We start from the raw sequence: 19,130 nt of genomic DNA, 5'->3' as shown, positions 1-19,130 counted from the left end.
GCGTTCGATTGTCCCGACATGGTAGCCACAGACGGTTTCGACCAGTTCTGGAGGGCCGAGCCGTGAGTGAACTCGTCACCTTCGGCGAGACGATGCTCCGGCTCTCCCCGCCCGGCAAGCAACGACTCGAAAACGCGAGGGAACTCGAGGTTCACGCCGGCGGCGCAGAGAGCAACGTCGCGATCACCGCCCAGCGACTCGGAACGCCCGCGACCTGGCTGTCGAAGGTTCCGGAGACGCCGCTCGGTCGACGTGCCGTCGGCGAACTCAGACAGCACGGCATCGACACGGACGTCGTCTGGAGCCACCGCGGGAGACAGGGGACCTACTACGTCGAGCAAGGCGGCTCCCCGCGCGGGACGAACGTCGTCTACGACCGCGCGGACAGCGCCATCACGACCGCCTCGGCCCACGAGTTCGATCTGGACCGAATCCAGGACGCGCAGGTCTTCTTTACGAGCGGGATTACGCCCGCCCTCTCCTCGTCCCTGCGGGATGCGACGGCGAACCTGCTCAAGGCGGCGAGACAGGGCGGGACGACGACCGCCGTGGACTTCAACTACCGGCGCAAGCTCTGGTCGCCCGAGGAGGCCGAGGGAACGATGACGAAGCTGTTTCCGGGCATCGACATCCTCGTGATCGCGGCCCGAGACGCCCGAACCGTCCTCGGATTCGAGGGCGATCCGCGACAGTTGGCGCACAAACTCGGCTCGCAGTACGACTTCACGACGGTCGTCGTCACCCGCGGTGACGAGGGGGCGATCGCCTGGCACGACAGCGTCGTCCACGACCACGACGCCTACGAGACCGACACCGTCGACGCGATCGGGACCGGCGATGCGTTCACCGGCGCGTTCATCGCCCGCCGACTCGACGGGGACGACGTGCCGACGGCACTCGAGTACGCGGCCGCAACGGCGGCACTCAAGCGGACGATTCCGGGCGACGCCGCGCTCGTCACCGCGGAAGAGGTCGAAGCGGTCGTCTCCGAACACGGGCAGGATATCTCTCGATGAGCTCTGGTAGCCACTGACGGCCACTGCACGTCGACACCGGATCGCACGACGCACGAGGAGTGTGCGATCGGTGTGGAAATCGCTTCGGTGGTTACTACAGTGGACGGCTCCGAGCGGGGCGACCGCCGCGGGCGTTCGAGCGAAACCCGTCTTTCTCCCGAACTCGTTCGCTGGTTCCGTGTCGCCGGACTACGGGAGAGAGACACGAACACAATTGGACGGTTCTGCCACAAGCCGTTTTTACCCCCGCACTCACCGGTTGGTTACGATGAATCGACTCAGTGCCGTCGTACTCGCGGTTCTCGTCGTCGCGTCCTTTCCTGCGACCGCCGTCGCTGGAGGCGCATCGGCTTCCGACGAATCGAACGCAAACCTTGCCCGCGGTCAAGCAAACGCGGACGCCTATACGGGCACACACGTCGAGTTCGAGACTGCGGCCGATTCGGTCGTCGACTACCGTGTCGACGGCGAGCAGGTCTTCGAAAACGTCACTGTCGCTTCCCGAAACGACGCCGAGGACGGCACAAGCGGTAGCGCCGGCGCTGACCTATCCGCAGCCGTCGATCTCGAGGGGATCGGCATCGACCTCGACGTTCGGAGCGAGACGCGCGCCGAGATCGCCACGGAGAGTTCAGCCTCGCTCACCGCACACGACACCGACCGAGGCATTCTGACCGTCGACGCCGGCGAGGAGTCCCAGTCCGTCGTGCTGAATCTCTCGGGTGAGAGCAACGCCGAGGCGGCGCAGGAAAGCGACGCTCGTGTCCTCGTCGAGACCGACGATCGGACCGGCGCGCTCATCGTCGTCGGCGACGGTAACGTGACTGTCGCCGAGCAGGGCACCGTCACGGCCGACCTCGAGAGCGACTCGACGCTCGTCTTCCGCTCGTACGCGGACGGCGAACGCACCGACGAGGCCGAGGCGCAGGAACGATTGATCGCCGAGGGCGTCGCAACCGCCGAAGTCTACGCCGACGAACGCGACGGCGAGCGGGTCGCCGACGTTGCGACGTACGGCCAGGACATCGCGGTCGACACCGCGACCGACGCGAGCGATCGCATCGAACTGACCGCCGAACGCGCTCACGGCGAAGGTACCGTCGTCATCACCAGTCTCTCCGAGGCCGCGCTCGCGGCCGGCGAGAGCGCCGCCGATCTCTCCGTAACCGTCGACGGCGAGGCCGCCGCGAAAGCGTCCTCCTACAGCGAACTCGAGGGTGGGATCGGCGAGGAGCCGCGGTACATGGTGACCCAGTCGAGCGACGCTTCGGCCGCCGCCGACGTGCTCATCGCGGTCGATCACTTCTCCGAACGAGAACTGACGATCCGGAGCGCCGACGAGGACGGCAGCGGCAGCGACGGTGACGACGAAGCGGGCGACGACAGCCTGCCCGGATTCGGCGTCGTCACCGGTCTGGTCGCCGTGCTCGTCGGCGTCGCCGCACGAGTTCGGAGCTAACCGCTGCGACGACGGGGTCGGTAATTCGCCGGCCCCAAAGCGGGCCGTCGCCAGCGGGTCAATATTTTTGTTATATTAGATACGGGTAGGCGTATGGACTGGACGGTTCGCCGAGCGACACCCGAACTGGCACCGGCCGTTCGCGAGATCGCCCGCGAGAGTTGGCACGCCGCCTACGACGAGTTCCTCGGCCCGTCGCAGGTGACGACGATGATCGACGACTGGTACGCACTCGACGGACTCGAGGAGTCGATCGCGGACGCGGGCGATCGGGAGGACGTATCGTTTCTAGTGGCCGTACCGGACGACACCGACACTGGCGCCGATATCGGTACCGGTGACGAACGATCGGGGGACACCGCCGTCGGGTTCGCTCACGCCGGCATCCTCCCGGACGAGCGGTCGACCGCGTATCTGAGTCGACTGTACGTGCGACCGTCCGTCTGGGGAGACGGTGCGGGCACGGCCCTGATAGGGCGCATCGAAGCCGACGTGCGCCCGCACTGTGATCGCCTTCGCCTGAGCGTCCTCGCGAACAACGAGATCGGCATCTCGTTCTACGAGTCCGCGGGATTCGAGCGAGTGGAAACGCACGCATCGGATCTGGTTAACGTCGACGGAACCGGTGAACTCGAGGAGTTCACCTACGAGAAACGGCTGTGAACTCGGCGATGATCGATCGCAAAACTGACTCGAGTTCGGATTACAGCGTCTTCTCGGCCTCGCTCTCGTCCACAACTTCGACACCGCGATTGTTGACCGCCATCGGATCGAGGCCGACTTCTTGGAGGAACTGTTTGTACTCGCGCTCGCACTGTTCGGCGTCCTTTTGCTTGTCGCTCGCGCGGTCGCAGAGTTCGATCAGGTTCTCGGGCACGTCGTTCTGGTAGACGATCCAGTGGTTGATCAGGTCCGAGAGGCGGCGGATGGGACTGGTGAAGTGGCCGTAGATTTCGAAATTCAGCGCGTGGTGGCCGCCGAAGGGGTCGTTCATGTACTTCGCGCGGGGCATGACCTTCATCACGGCCCACTGGATCTTGTCGAGCTGGCGGCCGGGCGCTTCCTCTAGGGTGGCGTTGACCGCTTTCCGAGGGTCGTCCCAGGTGTCGCCGGGAATCGAGACGCCGTCCAGATCCTGGATCTCGCGGAGGGCTTCGGACCACTCGTCAGGGCTTGGCTGTGGGTGGACGCGGTACATCGCCTCGACGCCGCGGTCCCACATCAGCGTGTGCGTCACGGCCTTGTTGGCCTTCAGCATGCACTCTTCGATGATCGTGTGGGCCCGGTCGCGGGAGGGGTTGAGTACCAGCGAGCCGTCTTCCTTGCGCTGTTCGTGCATCCGATCGGCGAGTTCGTGGACGAGCGTGTTTTCCTCGTGCAACGGGGCGTCGGGGTCGTCGAGACGGTTCTCGGCCTGGGAGTAAGTGAGCCGTTCGTCCGACTCGATGACGGACTTGTAGATCTCGATGTTCTCGTAGCCCAGATGCTCCTTGTCCAGGTGCATCTCGACGGTGTGGGCGAGTCGCTCCTCGTTGGGCACGAGCGAGCAAACGGTTTCGGCGAGCACCGGCGGCAGCATGTGGATCGTGTAGCCGGGCAAATAGACCGTGTTGCTGCGTTCGACGGCCTCCTCCCACATCGCCGATTCGGGGTGGACGTAGTGGGTCACGTCCGCGATGTGCACCCAGAGGACGTACTCGTCCTCGCGTTCTTCGATCGAGATCGCGTCGTCGAAGTCCTGGGCGTCGATCGGGTCCGTCGTCCAGGTCGTCAGATCGCGTAAATCCGCCCGCTCGTCGATCTCGTCGGAAATTTCGGCCTGAACGTCCTCGGTTCTGGCCTCGGCCTCGTCGAGCACCGCCGACGGGAACTCGTCGCGGATCTCGAACTTCTCGAAGAGTTCGTCGCGCTTGTTGTCGAGATGGCGGGCGAGGTCCTCGGAGATTTCGACGGGACCTTGCCCTTCGGCCGTGCCGGCTTCGGCCTGTGCGTCGTCGCTCATGACGTGGCCTACGGACGTAAGGGTGAAAGTCGTGTCGGGATTGACGTCGAATCGAAGGCGTAACAGCGAACGGAAAGACTGCGGGAGCGATGAGCCCGGAACGGCAACAGAGCGAGTTCAGCGACGGTGTCACTGCCGACGGCCTTCACGAGGAGTCGGTCACCGCCGGAAGCGTAAAGGAGAACGTCGCTCCCTCGTCGAGTTCGGATTCGACCCAGATGCGCCCGTCGTGTCGCTCGACGATACGCTTACAGAGGGCGAGTCCGATGCCGGTACCGGAGCGCTCCTCGTGGCTGTGGAGCCGCTGGAACACCTCGAAGATCCGCTCCTGATCGTCCGGATCGATTCCGATCCCCTCGTCGTGAACGGAAAGTTTCCATTCCGACTCCTCCTCGTTCTTCTCGACGGTAATCGTGATCTCCGGGCGCTCCTCGCCACTGTACTCGATCGCGTTCGATAGCAAATTCTGAAACAGTTGCCGCAACTGATCGGCATCGCCTTGCACCCGAGGCAGCGACCCGGCTTCGATACTGGCCTCGTGCTCGTCTATCATCATTCGGAGGTCCTGGCGGACGTCCGCGAGGACGCCGTCCAGTTCGGTCGGCGTCAGCGGATCCCCCTCCGTATCGATCCGCGAGTACTCGAGCAAGGCGTCGATCATGCTCCGCATGCGATCCGCGCCGTCGATGGCGAACTCGAGGAACTCCTCGCCGTCCTCGTCGAACGTGTCCCCGTAGCGTTGTTCGATAAGCTGGAGGTAACTCGAGACCATCCGCAGCGGTTCCTGCAGGTCGTGGGAGGCTGCGTAGGCGAACTGCTCGAGCGACTGGTTCGAAGCCTCGAGTTGTGAGATGTAATGGAGAAGATCCTTCGACTGCTCGCGACGGACGAGCAACGAGTTCAGTCGGCGCACGAGCAGCGCCCGGTCGATCGGTGCGTCGACGATGTCGTCGACGAGGTAGGGCGGATCGCGCTCGTGGAGGTCCGGCAGCGTAACGTGGGGATTCCTGTCGGCTCGACGGATGAGGACGACGGGACAGAAGACGGGATCGCTTCGGTCGACGCGCTTCTGGAGGGCGGTGTGGTACTCGGGAAACGTGTGGTCGTCGACGAGATAGAGATCGGCCTTGCCGATCGACTGCGTCGCGCGGATCTCGTAGTGATCCTCGAGGAGTTTCCGGAGCGCGGCGCGGTTGCCCGTCTCTTCGATGAGCAACTGGACCGTGCTCGTTGTCGGTTGCTGATCGTGCGGGCTCAGCGTCATGCACGATCACTGGTGTGAGAGACTGCACACACACGACTGGACAACGTCCGACTGCGACCGCAATCGCGGGCGAGTTCCTGTCGTCGTGTCATTCGTATCGATCGAGATCCGTCGGTCCGCCGGTTCGGGGAGCGCCCTGAAGAATGCCGTGAAGTCCGGTCAGCGGATTGCCGACGCGAATCCCCTCGGACGTGATTTCGAACTCGCGGAGGTTGGGCTCGAAGTTGCCGGAGCGTTTCTTCAGGATCCCGACGACTTTCTGGAGACTGCCGTCCATTTCGACGTAGCTCAGGAACAGGAGATTGTCCGCGACGTAGCTCAGGTTGTTGCTCGTCGCGTTCGAGATGCCGGTGATCTCCGAGATTTCGTTCGTCACCAACACCGTTATGCCGCGGTTTTTCAGGTACCGGGTCAGCGCGTGGAGCTTTCTGACCAGTTTTTCCTCGTTCCCTTGAATCGAGGTCGTATAGCCGTTGAGGCCGTCGATCATCACGATATCGGTTCCCCGCTCGTCGATCTCGTCTTTGACCGTATGGGCGAACTCCTCGCTCGAAAGCGTTCGCGGCTCGATTTCGGTCACCGAAAGGAGGCCGTCATCGCGCATCTTGGCGACCGGCATCCCGATCGACTCCGAGCGGTGTTCGTACGTCTCGATATCCTCTTCGAAGAGATAGACGGCTGATTTCAGCTCGTTCGCAGCCGCCTGCGTAAGCAACTGCGTGCCGGTCGAGGTCTTCCCGGCACCGGTCGGACCGCTGATGAACGTCGCGGTACGCTGGTCGAATCCGCCGCCGGAGAGTTCGTTGAGACCGGGGATACCGAACTCGAGTTGGTTCGATTCGAGGGGATGTTCGTACCGATCCGGGGCCAGTTGCGGGAACACTTCGAGCCCGTTTTCGCGGATTTCCATCGCGTGGTCGCCCTTTCGCTGCCCGAGCGCCCGGTGTTTTGCGACCTTGATTCGGCGGCCGCCGTCGCCGCGCGTGAGTTCGATGATGCCGTCGCTGAGCGAGCGAATTTCGGTATCGTACTCCTGTTCCGTCGAGGGGGTTGCAGTCGTGAGAACGGTTATCTCGCGCTGTTTGAGAAAGCGCATAAACGCGAGAATGCGCTTTCGGAACTGGTAGTCGTTGGCTTCGACGTACCGGAGCTGTGTGATCGGATCGACGACAACCCGATCGGGATCGATCTCACGGATTGCCTCGTGGATGTCCTGCGTGTAGCGATCCTGCTCGATGTCGCTCGGATCGACCAGGTCGTAGGAGTAGTCTTCGGTGAAGAACTCGGAGTCGGGGCCCAGATCGAGAAACTCCGCGCCGGAGACATCGATATCGACCGCGTCGCCGTTCATGCGGATCTCGTCTTGTGACTCTTCCCCGTGAATGAAAAGCACCGTTTCGTCGGTGGTCAGTCCCTCTTGAAGAAAGTGCATTCCGAGGAGCGTCTTCCCGGTGCCGGGTTGGCCGTGAACGAGATACATGCGGCCAGGAACGAACCCGCCGTGAAGGATATCGTCGAGTCCAGCGACCCCGCTACTCAATGGGGTAACACGATGGTCCATGTGAGCGTTGAATGCGCTTAGCAACTATTAATATCTCGCTTGCGTCACGTTACCGGCCGCCCCACCATGCTGTCTGGAACGAATTCACGATCAGCAAGCGTTACAGCGTGTAGATTTCGCCGTCAAGCGCCAGCGGCTCCTCGAAGGCCTCGGCTGCCGGATAGAAATGGGCGAGGTGGACCAGGCGGGTCCGTGTCGCGCTCAGTTCGTCGGCGAGCGCCAGTGCCCCCTCGCGGGTCATGTGTTTCGTCCCGAACGTGCGGGGTACGCCGTCGTCGTCCTCGTGTCTGCCACCGATCGGATGTGCGTCGCAGAGCGCCGCAGGGACGATGGCGTCCGCGAGGAGCAAGTCCGGTTCGGCGAGCACCTCGCGCGAACGGTCGGGAACGGCGTAACTCGTATCTCCAGACAGCGCTAGTTTCGCACCGGTCTCCGGATCTTCGATGGCGAGTCCGTAACACCTCAACGGGGGATGGTCCACCGGAACGAGCGTCACGTCGAACCCGCAGATCCGGACGGGTTCGAGCGGCGTCGTCGGAACGACCGTGATGGGATCGAGATAGTCGTAGTCGTCGGCCACCGTTTCCGCGACGCTCTCGCCCGTCTGCGGGTCCGTCTCGTTTGCCGCGTACACGTCGAGTTCATCGAGTACGCGAAAGACGTTGCCGAGACCGTCGAGGTGGTCGAAGTGGATGTGAGTGATGATGGCGGCGTCGGGGAGCGGAACGGACTCGCGAAGGAACTGGTAGCGAAAGTCGGGGCTAAAATCGACGAGCAGCGCCTCGCCGGTGCGCTCGTTCTCGACGTGGACCGAAAAGCGGGTTCGCTCGACGCCGCGCTCTCGGGCGGCCTCGCACGTATCACAGTCACAGCCAACGGTCGGCGTGCCGGTGGTATCGCCGGTTCCGAGGAGGGTTACGCGCATCAGTCGTCTCCCTCGAGTGGAACGAGTGTTGTTGTTGTTGTTGTGCGTGTGCTTGTCCCCGAGAGCGCGGCGAGACTGCAAACACCGAGGCAATGCGGCGAGTTACCGCTCGTTGTCCTCCGGAGTCGGCGAGGTGAACTCGGTCCCCTCCGCGATGGCCTGTTCGATGAACGGATGGTCGGCGTTCGCTTCGAACCGTTCGACCGGCAGAACGTGTACCGTGAGGACGATACCGCGTTCGAGCGCGACGTCGTGTGCGAGTTCGGTGAGTGCGCGCTCGCAGTCCGTCTCCTCGTTGGCTCCTGTCGCCACGTCGGCGTCCTCGATAACGGCGAGCAAATCGGCTTCCGTCCGGAGGGCACCGTCGCCGTGGACGGCGGGACCGAACGCGATGAGACGGCGAATCGACTCGCTGAACTCGGTTCGAACACGGGCGGCGATAGTTTCGATCGGACCGTCGGTTCGTGCGGGTTTCCCGGGCTGCGTGTCTTGTCCGGCCGGTGTCCGTTGGGCAGTCTGGGTAGTCCGGGACGTTTGCGCAGTCTGAGCAGTCTCGGCGGTCTCGAAAGGCAACCCATCATCGGTCATCGCCTGCACATTCGAAGCCATCGCATAAAGGCTGTTCCCCGCAGCCATCGGCGACTCTCACGCGCGGTCAGCGAAACGAGCGTCCGACGGCCGGTTAGTGGTCGTGGTCGTGATCGTCGTGATCGTCGTGGTCGTGATCATGATCGTGATCGTGCCCACCATCACTCGCCTTCCCGATATCGCCACCCGCGACGAGCGCGTCGTGGTCGCCCTCGATCATGTCCATGTTCTTCAGGTTGTCTCGCTCTTCGAACTCCTCGACCGCGTTGAGCAGGTCCTCCTGGGTCAGCGTCGTCCGATCCTCGGTCAACGCCTCGAGCACCGCCTCGCGAAGCACCATCCGGAGGTCGCTGCCGGTCAGCCCCTGCGTCGACTCGGCGATGAGTTGCGGATCGAACTCCTCGATGTCCATCGTGCGCGTGATGACCTGCAAAATGTCCGCTCGCATGCCGTAGTCCGGCTTCGGGAAGTTGATGATCTCGTCGAAGCGCCGCCAGGCCGCATCGTCTAACTGATCCGGGTGATTCGTCGCCCCGATCAGCAACACGTCGTCCTCGATCAGCGAAATGTTGTCGATGCTCTTGAGCAACGTGTTGACCGCACGCTTGAGCGCCGCGTGCTCGTCGCTGCGTCGAGTTTTGGCCACGAAATCGAACTCGTCGATGAACAGAATACAGGGGGAGAGGCGCTTTGCTACCTCGAAGGTCTTGTCGACGTTTTTGGCCGTCTCGCCCAGGTACTGGGACGTGATCATCGAGAGTTTGACCTCGACGAACGGCAGGTCCATATCCCGCGCCAGCGCCTGCGCGGTCGAGGTCTTGCCAGTCCCCGGCGGGCCGACGAACAGCAACTTGCCGATCTCTCGAAGGCCGATCTCGGCGAGGTAATCCCGGTGTTCGATCGCCTTCGAAATCTTGTCGATTTCGGCCTCCTGATCCCCCGTGAGGACCAGGTCGTCGAGCGTCACGTCGACCTCTTCGGGCGCGCGAACGTCGACGAGGTCGAGCATGTCCTCGTCGTCCTCGTCGTCGAAGTACTCCTCGAGCAGGCTGTCGATCCAGACCCGATCCGCCTGAATCGGACGGTTCTGCTCGCGAGCCGCCTCGTGGCTCACCTCGCCATCGAACGCCTCGTGATCCTCGAAGTGCTTCGCCAGCGTCGGGTTCTCTCGTAATCGTTCCGTATCGACGCGCTCTGCGAACCACGATTCGGCCATCTCCTGCTGGGTGAGCGAAATCGAGCCGGAGAACTCGTCGCGCTCGGTGAACATCAACTCGGAGACGGCATCCCACGGTCGGTCGACGCCCGTCGCCTCTCGCGCGGTACTATTCGTCGTCGAGAGCGGTCGACGAATCCCGGCGTGGCGGCGACCGGCGTTTGCACTCCCGCTCGCGCCAGCGCCGCCGGTATCATCGTCGCCGCTCTCCTCGCCGTCACCGCTCTCATCGACGCCACCGGTCCAGAATACCCGGCGGAACGACGGCGGAAGATCGTTCTCGTCAAGCGTCCTGTCGTCCGAATACACGCTCGTCGTGAGCAGAAACTCCACGACATCGAGCGCCGCATTACTCATTCGGTCATCGTATTCACCACACGCTCTTAACAGCGTCGTCACGCAATCGTCACGTACCCGGGCACACGACAGTCCCCATCAGAGACTTTCCGAAAAACGCCACCGAACTCTCTCGTCGCGGCGTGGGGCGCTACCGCTCGGCGGGAAACGACCTCGCGACAGCCATATCGCCGTACCGCCTTTCCGCTCTCGGACCGCGATCCCGGCATAACGACTTTCGTCCCCCGGCCCACACCCATCCGTATGAACGTACTCGTGGGACTCGGCGGCAGCGACGAATCGATCAAAACGCTCCGCCAGACCATCGACCGAACGCAGACCGTCGGCGACGACCTCACCGTCGCCGTCCTCGAGAAACCCGAGGCCAAACGCAGTCAGGACGAAATGTACGAACAGGCCGACACGCTGCTCACCGAGGCCGACATCGACGCCGAGCTCGTCCGACTCGAAGGCGACCCCGGCAGCGCCCTCGTCGACTACGCCGAACAGGGCGAGTTCGACCAACTCGCCATCGGCGGCGGCACGCTCAGCCCGATGGGAAAAATCCAACTCGGCCCGATCACCGAGTTCGTCCTGCTGAACTCGCCGACGACGGTCAAACTGGTGCGATAACGATGACTCCGACGCGAATCTACCCCGACGACCGCTCGGGACCGTTTCCGTCGCCACCGACGACGATCGACGATCGAGAGGGGCGAACCATCGAGGTCCGGGCCGCCGACGATCTGACGGCCGAACTCGAGGACGTCGTCGTGATGTACGACGAGTTCGATCCGAGCGATCGAGCGCAGGGGATTCCGCCGACAGGAGAAAAGCGGATTCGTGACTGGCTCGAGACGATCGCCGAGGAGAGCGTCAACGTGATTGCGCGACACGACGGGACCGTCATTGCCCACGCGACGCTCGTGCCGGACGTGGACGAACCGGCGGCGATCGAGGAGCGAAACGAGATCGAATGGGAACTCGCGATTTTCGTCCTGCAGGCGTACCAGCGGGCGGGGATCGGGACGCAACTCTTGGAACATTTGCTCGGGCACGCGAGCGATGTCGGTATCGAGCGAGTCTGGTTGACCGTCGAGCGCTGGAATAATCCGGCGATTGCGCTCTACGAGCGGGTCGGATTCGAGGCGACGGGATCGGAGAGTTTCGAGCAGGAGATGGCGATCGTGCTAGAGGGCGAGGACGGGGACGGGAGCGGGTAAGCCCTCGTAGAAAGCGCGACTCAGACGGAGAGCACCGGCTGGCTCGCGTAGGAGAGGACGTACTCGGCGACTTTTTCGAGCACTTCGGCGGACGCGGTGTCGGTCACGGGTTCGCGCGGCAGGACGATGAAGTCGGCGTCGATATCGTCTGCGGTATCGAGAACGACGTTCCCCGGGTGTCGCGTCTTCCGCGTCTGTGAGAAGCCGTCGTCGATCGATGTCGAGAGGGGGACGTCGCCATCGGCGGCGATCGACTGGATGTCTTCGAGAAAGCCCCGGCTGCTGTCTGCGACCTCCGTTTCGTCGACGGTACCGACGTCCATTCCACGGATAACACCTCGTCCGAGGATGTACAGGACGTGGACGGAGGCGTCGTAGCGGTTTGCGATGGCGACGGCGTACTCGGCGGTGGTCGCGGATTCGTCGCTGCCGTCGACGGGAGCGAGAACGGTATCGACGGCAAACGGCTCGCTGTCGTCCATGCGGGGAGATGTGCGCGCAGTCGACAAAAAGGCTCGGCCCGGTGGCAGGCTGGTAGAACCGATTCGCTCGGCGGGCGATCAGCCGTCTTGCAACTGCTCGATGCGATCGAGTGCGGCCTGCTCGTGTTCCTCGGAGTGGCCTTCGGAAACGGCGTAGAAGGCGGCCCCGAGTACGCACCAGAGCAGGACGATCGCCCACTCGTAGGGCCACAGCAGCGCGGATTGACCGCCGGGTAAGTAGAGGTAGACGAAGAAGACGGTCAGTCCCAGTCCGAGGAGCCCGACGGCCATGCCGCCCGGGACCTTATACGGGCGGTTCATGTCGGGTTCCCGGAAGCGCAGAACGAGGAAGGAGACGGCGACGAGGAGCCAGGCGACGACGATACCGAGCCCGCCGGCGTTGACGACCCAGGTGAGCATCTGCTCGCCGAACAGCGGCGCGAGCGCGGAGAGGCCGCCGATGAAGAGGATCGCGTTACTCGGCGTGTTGTACTCGGGGTGGATCTTCGCGAACGGTTTCGGGAGCATTCCGCTCTCGGCGAGCGCGAAGATGGCGCGGCTGCCGCCGATGATGAAGGCGTTCCAGCTGGTGAGGATGCCCGCAACGCCGGCGAGCGCCATGAGCTGTCCGATCGTCTGACTGTCGAACAGTGCGGCCATCGCTTCGGCGGCCGGGAGCGAACTGTCGACGAGTTCAGCGCCGGAGAGACTGCGGCTAGCGCCCCAGATGACGGCGATGTAAAACAGCGTCGCCAGGCCGACGGCGGCGATGACGAGGAGGCCGAGCGAGCGCGGGGAAACGTCGGCTTCTTCGGCCGATTGGGGGATCACGTCGAAGCCGACGAACATGAACGGCGTCTGGAGGACGACGGCGAAGATGCCGGCGGTGCCGGCGGTGAGCGCGGGGTCGGGGGAGGGAGAGCCGTTGCCGATCGCGCCGGCGATGAGGACGGCACCGGCGAGCGCGATCACGAGGGTCATGACGATCTGGAACTGGACTGCGGGGCGGATGCCGACGTAGTTCAGGGCCGTGATGAAGACGGTGCCGAGGACGCCGACGAGAATCCAGGTGCCGTAGACGGGGTCGCCGGCGACCGACCAGAGTTCGATCGCGTCGAAGCCGGGGACGAGGAAGGCCATCGCGGAGGGCAGGGCGACGGCTTCGAAGGCGACGACGGTAACGTAGCCGAAGACGATCGCCCACGTACAGACGAACGCCCCGAGCGGTCCGAGCGCACGTAAACTGTAGACGTGTTCGCCGCCGACGAGCGGCATCGCGGAGGCGAGTTCACCGTAGAGGATGGCGACGACGCCGACCATGAAGCCGCCGATGACGAAGGCGATGATCGCGCCGAGGGGGCCGCCCTGGTCGATCCACGTGCCCGAGAGGATGATCCACCCCCACCCGATCATGGCTCCGAACGCGAGGACTAACGTATCCCGTTTGGACAGCGTGCGTGCAAGTCCGGTCTCGGTAGTGTCTGACATACACGTGCTAATCAGAACAATTGCATAAAATGCTATCGCTACTGGTGTTATTAGACATCGTTCTATATTCTATATGAGTAATGGATTATAGACAATCAAAATTTGTCAATTCGATCTACCGGGGAGTGAACTCGTTCTGCGGTCAGTGCCGGCGAGAGAAACAATTACAGCAGTTGCGCAGACAGAGTAGAGAGAGACCAGTGTCGTCCCGCCGCAGGAGGACGGACACGGGAGGAACCCACAATGAGCGATGACACAGGACGCGATACGGTCGACCTCGACGAAAAGGACGTTCGAATCCTCAAGGCTGTCGCATCGACGGGCGTCACCAGCCCCGACAAGATCCACCAGGAGACGGGCATTCCGAAATCGACGGTCCACTACCGACTCGATCAGTTGCAAGAGGCCGGCGTGCTCGAGAACGACCGCTACGACATGAACCTCGAGAAACTGGGGCTGTCGATCACGCTCGTCTCCGAAATCTGGGCGACCTTCGACGAGGGCTATCACCAGACGGTCGGCGAGAAACTCACCGCCATCGAAGGCGTCAACCAGGTCTACTTCACGATGGGCGAGACTGATTTCGTCGTCATCGCCCACGTCCCGAATCGGCAGATGGTCGAGTCGCTCGTCGCCGATTACGAGGCCATCGACGAGATCCGCCGCACGAGTTCGAAGTTCGTCATCACGACGCTCAAAGACGAGCCGCTGGCGGTCAACGACTTCGAGTACGAGACGCTCGTGAACGCGCTCACCGACGCCGAACTCGACGGCGATACCGCCGAGTGACGCCGCAGGGGGTGCGAACGGAGAATTGTTCGGGGGCCGTGAATTTATACCAGCCGCCGTCCAACCATCGCCCATGTTCGATACCGTCGTCGTCGCTACGGACGGCTCCGACAGCGTCACGCGGGCCGTCGACGTTGCGCTCGACCTCGCAGACCGGTTCGACGCCGAAGTCCACGCACTCTCGGTCGTCGATGCCAGCGAAGTCGACGCCTCCCCGCAGCAACTCCGGGACGAACTCCGGACTGCGCTGGAGACGACCGCCGACGCCGCGCTCGCGACCGTCGAGAACCACGCAGACCGCGCGATCACGACTGCAACTCGGAAGGGACGCCCGGCAGTCGAAATTTGCGAATACGCCCGCGAGGTCGATGCCGACGTCGTCGCGACCGGTACGCGCGGTCGCCACGGCGAGAACCGACTGTTGCTCGGCAGCGTCGCCGAACGAATCGTCCGCACCTCCCCCGTCCCGGTGCTGACGGTGCGACAGCTCGAATCCATGCGACAGTCGAACGCGGATGCGGACGAGTCGGCGACCCCCGTCTGAACGAGTGCGACGAGATCCGGACCGGCCACGGTATCCGTCACGGTTCGTCCACGCGTTCAGATCCCGACAGGCTACCGGAGACCAGCGAGTACTTCCCCCTCCACATCCGACTATTCGCCATGTACGACGAACTCATCGACAGCGGCGACCTCCCGCTCGCCCGCAAGTCGGTCCTGCCCGGCACCGGCTTCTTCCTCCCCGACGAACTCGAGGAGGACATCGAAGACGAACAGATCGAAGCCGTACTCGAGGGAGCCGACGCCGCCGTTATCGCGGACCCCGACGCCGACGGCCTCGCCTGCGTCGCGCTGATTCGAGAAGCCTACGACGACGTGCAGGCCGTCCCGGAACCGGACGCCGGGACGGATGACGACGGCCAGGTCGCGGACGCGGTCGACGACGCCGACGAAGAAAGCATCGCACTCACCGCCGGGGACGCCGACGAACCCCTCGAGGAACCCGAGCCAACACCACACTCCGTCGCGCTCGTCCCCGCCAGCCCCCACAACGTCGAGGACGCACTCGCCCGCGTCGCCCAGTTCGGCGACGACGGCATCGATCTCTTCGTCTGCGACCTCTGTCCCGACCGCTACGAGTACGTCGCCGACGAACTCGACGCCGCGCTCGAAACCGCCGGCAGCGTCGCCTGGTACGACCACCACCAGTGGGACGACGACGTGGCCGCGGCCGTGCGGGAGGCCGGCGCTGAACTCGTCGTCGGCGACTCCGACGAGGAGTGTAGTGCAGACGTCGTCTACCGCTCGCTCGAGTTCGAGTTCGACCAGATGTACGAAGAACTCGCGGCGGTGACGCGGGACCACGACCTCTGGCTCCGCGAGGACCCGCGCAGCGACGATCTGGCGGATTACGCCTACTGGACCGATCCCGCGGAGTACGTCGAGGTCGTCCGCGAGTACGGCGTCGACCTGCCCGAGTGGGTCACGGCGTTCATCGCGGAGCGGCGGGTCGAAAAGGAACAGCTCATCGAGCAGGCGCTCGGGCGGGCCGAGTTCCGCGAGATCGGCGGCTACACGGTCGGGATCACCTACGGTCGGTGTTCGCAGAACGAGGTGGCCGAGGCGATGCGCGAGGACGGAGCCGACGCGTCGGTGATCGTCAAGCCCGCCGGCTCCGCGTCGATCCGCGGCACGGACGAGTTCGACCGCTGCCACGAGGTTGCGGGGAAGGTAAACGGCGGCGGCCACCCGAAGGCGGCGGGCTGTAAGCCCGATATCTACGACGACATGCTCGATTACGCGACCCACTGGACGTCTCGCGGTGCGGTGACGAAACAGGTGATCCTCGATGCGTTCCGGACTGTCGTCGCGACGGATGACGGTGAAAGCGACGACGATTCCGACGACGAATAGGGTGAACTCGGCGACCCGCTACTCCTGGGAGAGCACGTACCGCAACACGAGCTGGAGCACGTGGACGAAAACGCCGGCGACGGCGATGTAGACGCCGATCGTCTGCAAGCCGATCGAGGCGTTCCGGTTGTCTCTGACTTGCCAAATCTCGTAGCCGAGTCGAAGCAGAAAGCCCAGGAACACCAGCACGAAGCCGACGAGCAGCAATTCCGGAAGGACGAAACTTCCGATCGCGATGGCGCCGATGCCGCCGAGGAACGCGAAGTTGGCGAACCGTCCCCAGTGTTCGAACGTGGCACTGCGCGCGTAGACGTACCCGGAGATCAGCGCCGTCACGACGGCGACGACGAGCGCCGTCAGCCCGAGAACCTGAAGTTGTACGTCTGCAGGGGCGATCGAGAGGACGCCGGCGCCGAAGACGCCGAACGCGAGTTGCAGGAGGACCATTCCGACGAACGCGATTCCCGTGTCGCCGTTGGTGACGCCTCGTTCCGCGACGAGCTGGCCGCCCGTGATCGCCGCGCCGTAGACGACCACGCCGAGAATCGGCGCGATGCCGAACAGGTAGTCGTTGACGACCGCGAGCGGCGTCGCCACGAAGGCGTACATCAACGCGACGTTGATCGCCATTAGCACGCTCGCACCGCCGATGACGCGCACCTCTCGGCCCGAAAGGCCGAATCCCCGCGCCGTCTCGTGTGGGGTTTCGACGGAACTCATTTGTCGTGCGTACCTCGCCCGCGGGGAAAAGGCTACACCTTACGGGCGGCCGACGAGCGGACGACAACCGGCCGAGTTCAGCGTCCTATCGTGATGACCGACGGTCGCGGCCGAAAGACTGTCGGCACCGCCGCGGAAAGACTCGCTATCTGCGATGACACTACTTGACGACCTCTCCGGCTACGAATTCGAGGATCTGATGGTCGACGTGTTCCGTCACCGCGGCTACGAGAACGTCAGCCAGTCAGCACGGACGGCGGACGAAGGACGGGACATTCTGATGGAGGTTGTCGACGGCCGGGTGATTCACCGCGCGGGCCCGGTTCGTTATCGGTAGGCGGCGTCGGACCAGCGATCCCCGCGTTCGGGAGCGCTCGCGTCGAAGCCGTCGGCACGGAGCTCCGCCGCGAAGTCCCCACAGCGGTCGCCGTGATTCACGAGGATCGTCTCGTCCCGATAGGACTCGATGAACTCGAGGAGCCCCGTTCGGTCGGCGTGGGCGGAGAAGTCGAACTGTTGGACCCGGGCGCTGACGGGCATCCGCCGGCCGTCGATCTCGGCACTGCCCGTGTCGAGCAGGTCGCGGCCGGGCGTTCCCTCGACTTGGTAGCCGGTCATGGCGATCTTGTTGACGGGATTCGAGCGGATCGCCGGGACGTAGGTCATCGCGGGGCCGCCGTGGAGCATCCCACTGGTGGTTATGATCGCCGTGTTCTGCTCCGCGATACGCTTCCGTTGGCCGTCCCGCCCGGTGACGAACCGAGCGTGAGATTTCGCCCGCTGAAGCGCGTCTGCGTCGCGGACGAACGTTGGGTGGTGCTGCAGCATTTCCGTGATTCGTTTTCCCATTCCATCCACGTAGCAGGGGATATCGTGTCGCTCGCAGAGCAGCAGCATCTCCTGGGTGCGTCCGATAGCGAACGCGGGGATCACGACGGTGCCGCCCTCCCAGAGTGTCCGCTCGACGCTTTCGACGAACCGGTTTTCGACCGTCGATCGTTCCGCGTGTTCGACGTCGGAATAGGTGCTCTCACAGACCACCACGTCGGCGTCGGGGCGGGCGGTCGTGGCGGACACTAACTGCTGGTCGTCAGTGTGGAAATCGCCCGTATAGAGTAGTCGGGTCTCCCCGTCGTCAACAAGCACGTGTGCCGAGCCGGGGATGTGACCGGCGTCGAAAAACGTCACCTCGTGGCCAGCGGCCTCGAACGGCTCGCGATAGCCGTGGGTCTTCGAGACCTGCGTCACACGCTGGACGTCCGTCTCGGTGAACGGACACTGGAGAGTGCCCCCGTGCAGTTTCAACGTGTCCCGCGCGAGGGTTAGTGCGAGCTCGCGCGTCGGCGGCGTCCAGTGGATCGGCGGCCGGGCGCTGCCGCTCAGCAGCGACGGGATCGTTCCCACGTGGTCGAGGTGGCCGTGGCTCGCCACGACCGCTTCCGGGTCGACGTCGCCCGGGAACTGCGGCTGGTTCCCCGATTTTATCCCGTAGTCGAGCAGGAGACGGTCGTTAACCAGAACCGCACTCCGGCCGACTTCCCCTGCACCGCCCAGGAACCGAATATTCATTGCGGACAGCTAGCGATTCAGGCCGTTTGATACCGTCGGTTAGTCCCAATTCGGGCGCTACCTCACCCTGTCCGCGTCGACCGGTAGTCGAGTTCGTCCCGATCACAGCATGCAGCTACGAGTTAGACGTCGTCGGGTCCTCGGACGATCGGGCCGTCGCGAGGCCGAGCAGATAGACGTCGAGAAGGCAGACCAGTAACACGGCGAGCGGGACTGCAACGTCGGTGTAGGTCACGGCATCGAACTGCAACGCGGTAACGACGAAGGGGTCACCGGGTTCGAACGCACCGGAAACCGTCCGTGCGCTCAGGAACGCAAGCGCGAGCACGTAGAGCCCGAACCAACTCGCACCGCGTTTCCAGTAGCCCAGATACCAGTGTCCGAGGCCGGCGATAAATGCGGACAGCAGGTATGCGGGCCAGCGTGGCCGATTGGACGGTTGGAGCTGAATCTGTGACATCGGTAGTGGTAGTGGTATCGGTGTGGTTCCCGTCGCAGTCAGTCTCGTCTGCCGTGATTGCTGGCGAGTTCAGTCGCCGATCTCGAGTCCGAGTTCGAATTCGGTTTCGGGTTCGGTT

Annotated in this window: 19 protein-coding genes and 1 pseudogene; 9 read left to right on the top strand and 11 right to left on the bottom strand. The window is 63.8% G+C overall.

All coding sequences use genetic code 11. The features are described 5' to 3' along the window. Positions 1–62: 62 nt before the first annotated feature. The 3 genes from kdgK1 to C481_RS04865 all read left to right on the top strand — a co-directional run bounded on the left by kdgK1 (position 63) and on the right by C481_RS04865 (position 3,138). A complete protein-coding gene (gene kdgK1, locus C481_RS04875; protein ID WP_006107966.1) occupies positions 63–1,016 on the top strand; it encodes a bifunctional 2-dehydro-3-deoxygluconokinase/2-dehydro-3-deoxygalactonokinase in 954 nt (317 codons plus the stop codon). A gap of 268 nt (positions 1,017–1,284) precedes the next feature. Further along, positions 1,285–2,475, top strand: a complete 1,191-nt coding sequence (locus tag C481_RS04870; protein ID WP_006107965.1) for a hypothetical protein — start codon at positions 1,285–1,287, stop codon at positions 2,473–2,475. A gap of 93 nt (positions 2,476–2,568) precedes the next feature. After that, positions 2,569–3,138 carry a GNAT family N-acetyltransferase gene (locus C481_RS04865; protein WP_006107964.1) on the top strand — a complete coding sequence of 190 codons (570 nt, stop codon included), beginning with the start codon at positions 2,569–2,571 and terminating at the stop codon, positions 3,136–3,138. Between the two features lie 40 nt (positions 3,139–3,178). Here the strand turns inward: C481_RS04865 and C481_RS04860 are convergent, their stop codons facing one another. The 6 genes from C481_RS04860 to C481_RS04835 all read right to left on the bottom strand — a co-directional run bounded on the left by C481_RS04860 (position 3,179) and on the right by C481_RS04835 (position 10,388). Beyond that, a complete protein-coding gene (locus C481_RS04860) occupies positions 3,179–4,477 on the bottom strand; it encodes an RNB domain-containing ribonuclease (protein WP_006107963.1) in 1,299 nt (432 codons plus the stop codon). 145 nt (positions 4,478–4,622) lie between these two features. Continuing rightward, positions 4,623–5,741, bottom strand: coding sequence for a sensor histidine kinase (locus tag C481_RS04855; RefSeq protein ID WP_006107962.1), 1,119 nt, complete (start codon positions 5,739–5,741; stop codon positions 4,623–4,625). 88 nt (positions 5,742–5,829) lie between these two features. Then, complete coding sequence (locus C481_RS04850; RefSeq protein ID WP_049904439.1) at positions 5,830–7,302, bottom strand: ATPase domain-containing protein; 1,473 nt, start codon at positions 7,300–7,302, stop codon at positions 5,830–5,832. Positions 7,303–7,402: 100 nt separating this feature from the next. Beyond that, a complete protein-coding gene (locus C481_RS04845) occupies positions 7,403–8,227 on the bottom strand; it encodes an MBL fold metallo-hydrolase (RefSeq protein WP_006107959.1) in 825 nt (274 codons plus the stop codon). 102 nt (positions 8,228–8,329) lie between these two features. After that, positions 8,330–8,815, bottom strand: coding sequence for a hypothetical protein (locus C481_RS04840; RefSeq protein WP_006107957.1), 486 nt, complete (start codon positions 8,813–8,815; stop codon positions 8,330–8,332). Positions 8,816–8,909: 94 nt separating this feature from the next. After that, positions 8,910–10,388 carry an ATP-binding protein gene (locus C481_RS04835; protein WP_006107956.1) on the bottom strand — a complete coding sequence of 493 codons (1,479 nt, stop codon included), beginning with the start codon at positions 10,386–10,388 and terminating at the stop codon, positions 8,910–8,912. Positions 10,389–10,631: 243 nt separating this feature from the next. On the opposite strand from C481_RS04835, the gene C481_RS04830 reads away from it, so the two are divergent. Continuing rightward, positions 10,632–11,000, top strand: coding sequence for a universal stress protein (locus C481_RS04830; RefSeq protein WP_006107954.1), 369 nt, complete (start codon positions 10,632–10,634; stop codon positions 10,998–11,000). 2 nt (positions 11,001–11,002) lie between these two features. Further along, a complete protein-coding gene (locus tag C481_RS04825) occupies positions 11,003–11,590 on the top strand; it encodes a GNAT family N-acetyltransferase (RefSeq protein WP_006107952.1) in 588 nt (195 codons plus the stop codon). Positions 11,591–11,610: 20 nt separating this feature from the next. Here the strand turns inward: C481_RS04825 and C481_RS04820 are convergent, their stop codons facing one another. Both C481_RS04820 and C481_RS04815 read right to left on the bottom strand, forming a co-directional pair. Further along, a complete protein-coding gene (locus C481_RS04820; protein WP_006107951.1) occupies positions 11,611–12,072 on the bottom strand; it encodes a universal stress protein in 462 nt (153 codons plus the stop codon). Between the two features lie 78 nt (positions 12,073–12,150). Then, complete coding sequence (locus C481_RS04815) at positions 12,151–13,560, bottom strand: APC family permease (protein ID WP_006107949.1); 1,410 nt, start codon at positions 13,558–13,560, stop codon at positions 12,151–12,153. Between the two features lie 243 nt (positions 13,561–13,803). Here C481_RS04815 and C481_RS04810 point away from each other — a divergent pair, with 243 nt between their 5' ends. The 3 genes from C481_RS04810 to C481_RS04800 all read left to right on the top strand — a co-directional run bounded on the left by C481_RS04810 (position 13,804) and on the right by C481_RS04800 (position 16,263). After that, entirely contained in the window at positions 13,804–14,349 is a 546-nt protein-coding gene (locus C481_RS04810; protein ID WP_006107947.1) for an Lrp/AsnC family transcriptional regulator, read from the top strand. Positions 14,350–14,422: 73 nt separating this feature from the next. After that, positions 14,423–14,893 carry a universal stress protein gene (locus tag C481_RS04805; RefSeq protein ID WP_006107945.1) on the top strand — a complete coding sequence of 157 codons (471 nt, stop codon included), beginning with the start codon at positions 14,423–14,425 and terminating at the stop codon, positions 14,891–14,893. Positions 14,894–15,012: 119 nt separating this feature from the next. Next, positions 15,013–16,263 (top strand): DHH family phosphoesterase, encoded by a 1,251-nt coding sequence (locus C481_RS04800; protein ID WP_006107943.1) that lies wholly within the window; start codon positions 15,013–15,015, stop codon positions 16,261–16,263. An 18-nt stretch (positions 16,264–16,281) separates the two neighbouring features. Here C481_RS04800 and C481_RS04795 read toward each other — a convergent pair whose 3' ends face one another. Continuing rightward, complete coding sequence (locus C481_RS04795) at positions 16,282–16,983, bottom strand: hypothetical protein (protein WP_006107941.1); 702 nt, start codon at positions 16,981–16,983, stop codon at positions 16,282–16,284. Positions 16,984–17,137: 154 nt separating this feature from the next. Between C481_RS04795 and C481_RS04790 the strand changes: the two are divergent. Continuing rightward, positions 17,138–17,284: pseudogene (locus C481_RS04790) on the top strand (restriction endonuclease); the annotation flags it as partial. A gap of 26 nt (positions 17,285–17,310) precedes the next feature. On the opposite strand, the gene C481_RS04785 reads toward C481_RS04790, so the two are convergent. Together C481_RS04785 and C481_RS04780 are read right to left on the bottom strand one after the other, a co-directional pair. Beyond that, positions 17,311–18,552 (bottom strand): MBL fold metallo-hydrolase, encoded by a 1,242-nt coding sequence (locus C481_RS04785; protein ID WP_006107937.1) that lies wholly within the window; start codon positions 18,550–18,552, stop codon positions 17,311–17,313. A 115-nt stretch (positions 18,553–18,667) separates the two neighbouring features. Then, positions 18,668–19,012 carry a hypothetical protein gene (locus tag C481_RS04780; RefSeq protein ID WP_006107936.1) on the bottom strand — a complete coding sequence of 115 codons (345 nt, stop codon included), beginning with the start codon at positions 19,010–19,012 and terminating at the stop codon, positions 18,668–18,670. Positions 19,013–19,130: the final 118 nt, after the last annotated feature.

Source organism: Natrialba asiatica DSM 12278, from assembly GCF_000337555.1.
In the GTDB taxonomy this organism is placed as follows: domain Archaea; phylum Halobacteriota; class Halobacteria; order Halobacteriales; family Natrialbaceae; genus Natrialba; species Natrialba asiatica.
This window is presented reverse-complemented; position numbering and strand designations above follow the sequence as displayed.

Excerpts from the sequence above, each read along its gene's own strand:
- C481_RS04870 (WP_006107965.1), top strand. The coding sequence starts at position 1,285 with ATGAATCGACTCAGTGCCGTCGTACTCGCGGTTCTCGTCGTCGCGTCC.
- C481_RS04865 (WP_006107964.1), top strand. The coding sequence starts at position 2,569 with ATGGACTGGACGGTTCGCCGAGCGACACCCGAACTGGCACCGGCCGTT.
- C481_RS04860 (WP_006107963.1), bottom strand. The coding sequence starts at position 4,477 with ATGAGCGACGACGCACAGGCCGAAGCCGGCACGGCCGAAGGGCAAGGT.
- C481_RS04855 (WP_006107962.1), bottom strand. The coding sequence starts at position 5,741 with ATGACGCTGAGCCCGCACGATCAGCAACCGACAACGAGCACGGTCCAG.
- C481_RS04850 (WP_049904439.1), bottom strand. The coding sequence starts at position 7,302 with ATGGACCATCGTGTTACCCCATTGAGTAGCGGGGTCGCTGGACTCGAC.
- C481_RS04845 (WP_006107959.1), bottom strand. The coding sequence starts at position 8,227 with ATGCGCGTAACCCTCCTCGGAACCGGCGATACCACCGGCACGCCGACC.
- C481_RS04840 (WP_006107957.1), bottom strand. The coding sequence starts at position 8,815 with ATGACCGATGATGGGTTGCCTTTCGAGACCGCCGAGACTGCTCAGACT.
- C481_RS04835 (WP_006107956.1), bottom strand. The coding sequence starts at position 10,388 with ATGAGTAATGCGGCGCTCGATGTCGTGGAGTTTCTGCTCACGACGAGC.
- C481_RS04830 (WP_006107954.1), top strand. The coding sequence starts at position 10,632 with ATGAACGTACTCGTGGGACTCGGCGGCAGCGACGAATCGATCAAAACG.
- C481_RS04825 (WP_006107952.1), top strand. The coding sequence starts at position 11,003 with ATGACTCCGACGCGAATCTACCCCGACGACCGCTCGGGACCGTTTCCG.
- C481_RS04820 (WP_006107951.1), bottom strand. The coding sequence starts at position 12,072 with ATGGACGACAGCGAGCCGTTTGCCGTCGATACCGTTCTCGCTCCCGTC.
- C481_RS04815 (WP_006107949.1), bottom strand. The coding sequence starts at position 13,560 with ATGTCAGACACTACCGAGACCGGACTTGCACGCACGCTGTCCAAACGG.
- C481_RS04810 (WP_006107947.1), top strand. The coding sequence starts at position 13,804 with ATGAGCGATGACACAGGACGCGATACGGTCGACCTCGACGAAAAGGAC.
- C481_RS04805 (WP_006107945.1), top strand. The coding sequence starts at position 14,423 with ATGTTCGATACCGTCGTCGTCGCTACGGACGGCTCCGACAGCGTCACG.
- C481_RS04800 (WP_006107943.1), top strand. The coding sequence starts at position 15,013 with ATGTACGACGAACTCATCGACAGCGGCGACCTCCCGCTCGCCCGCAAG.
- C481_RS04795 (WP_006107941.1), bottom strand. The coding sequence starts at position 16,983 with ATGAGTTCCGTCGAAACCCCACACGAGACGGCGCGGGGATTCGGCCTT.
- C481_RS04785 (WP_006107937.1), bottom strand. The coding sequence starts at position 18,552 with ATGAATATTCGGTTCCTGGGCGGTGCAGGGGAAGTCGGCCGGAGTGCG.
- C481_RS04780 (WP_006107936.1), bottom strand. The coding sequence starts at position 19,012 with ATGTCACAGATTCAGCTCCAACCGTCCAATCGGCCACGCTGGCCCGCA.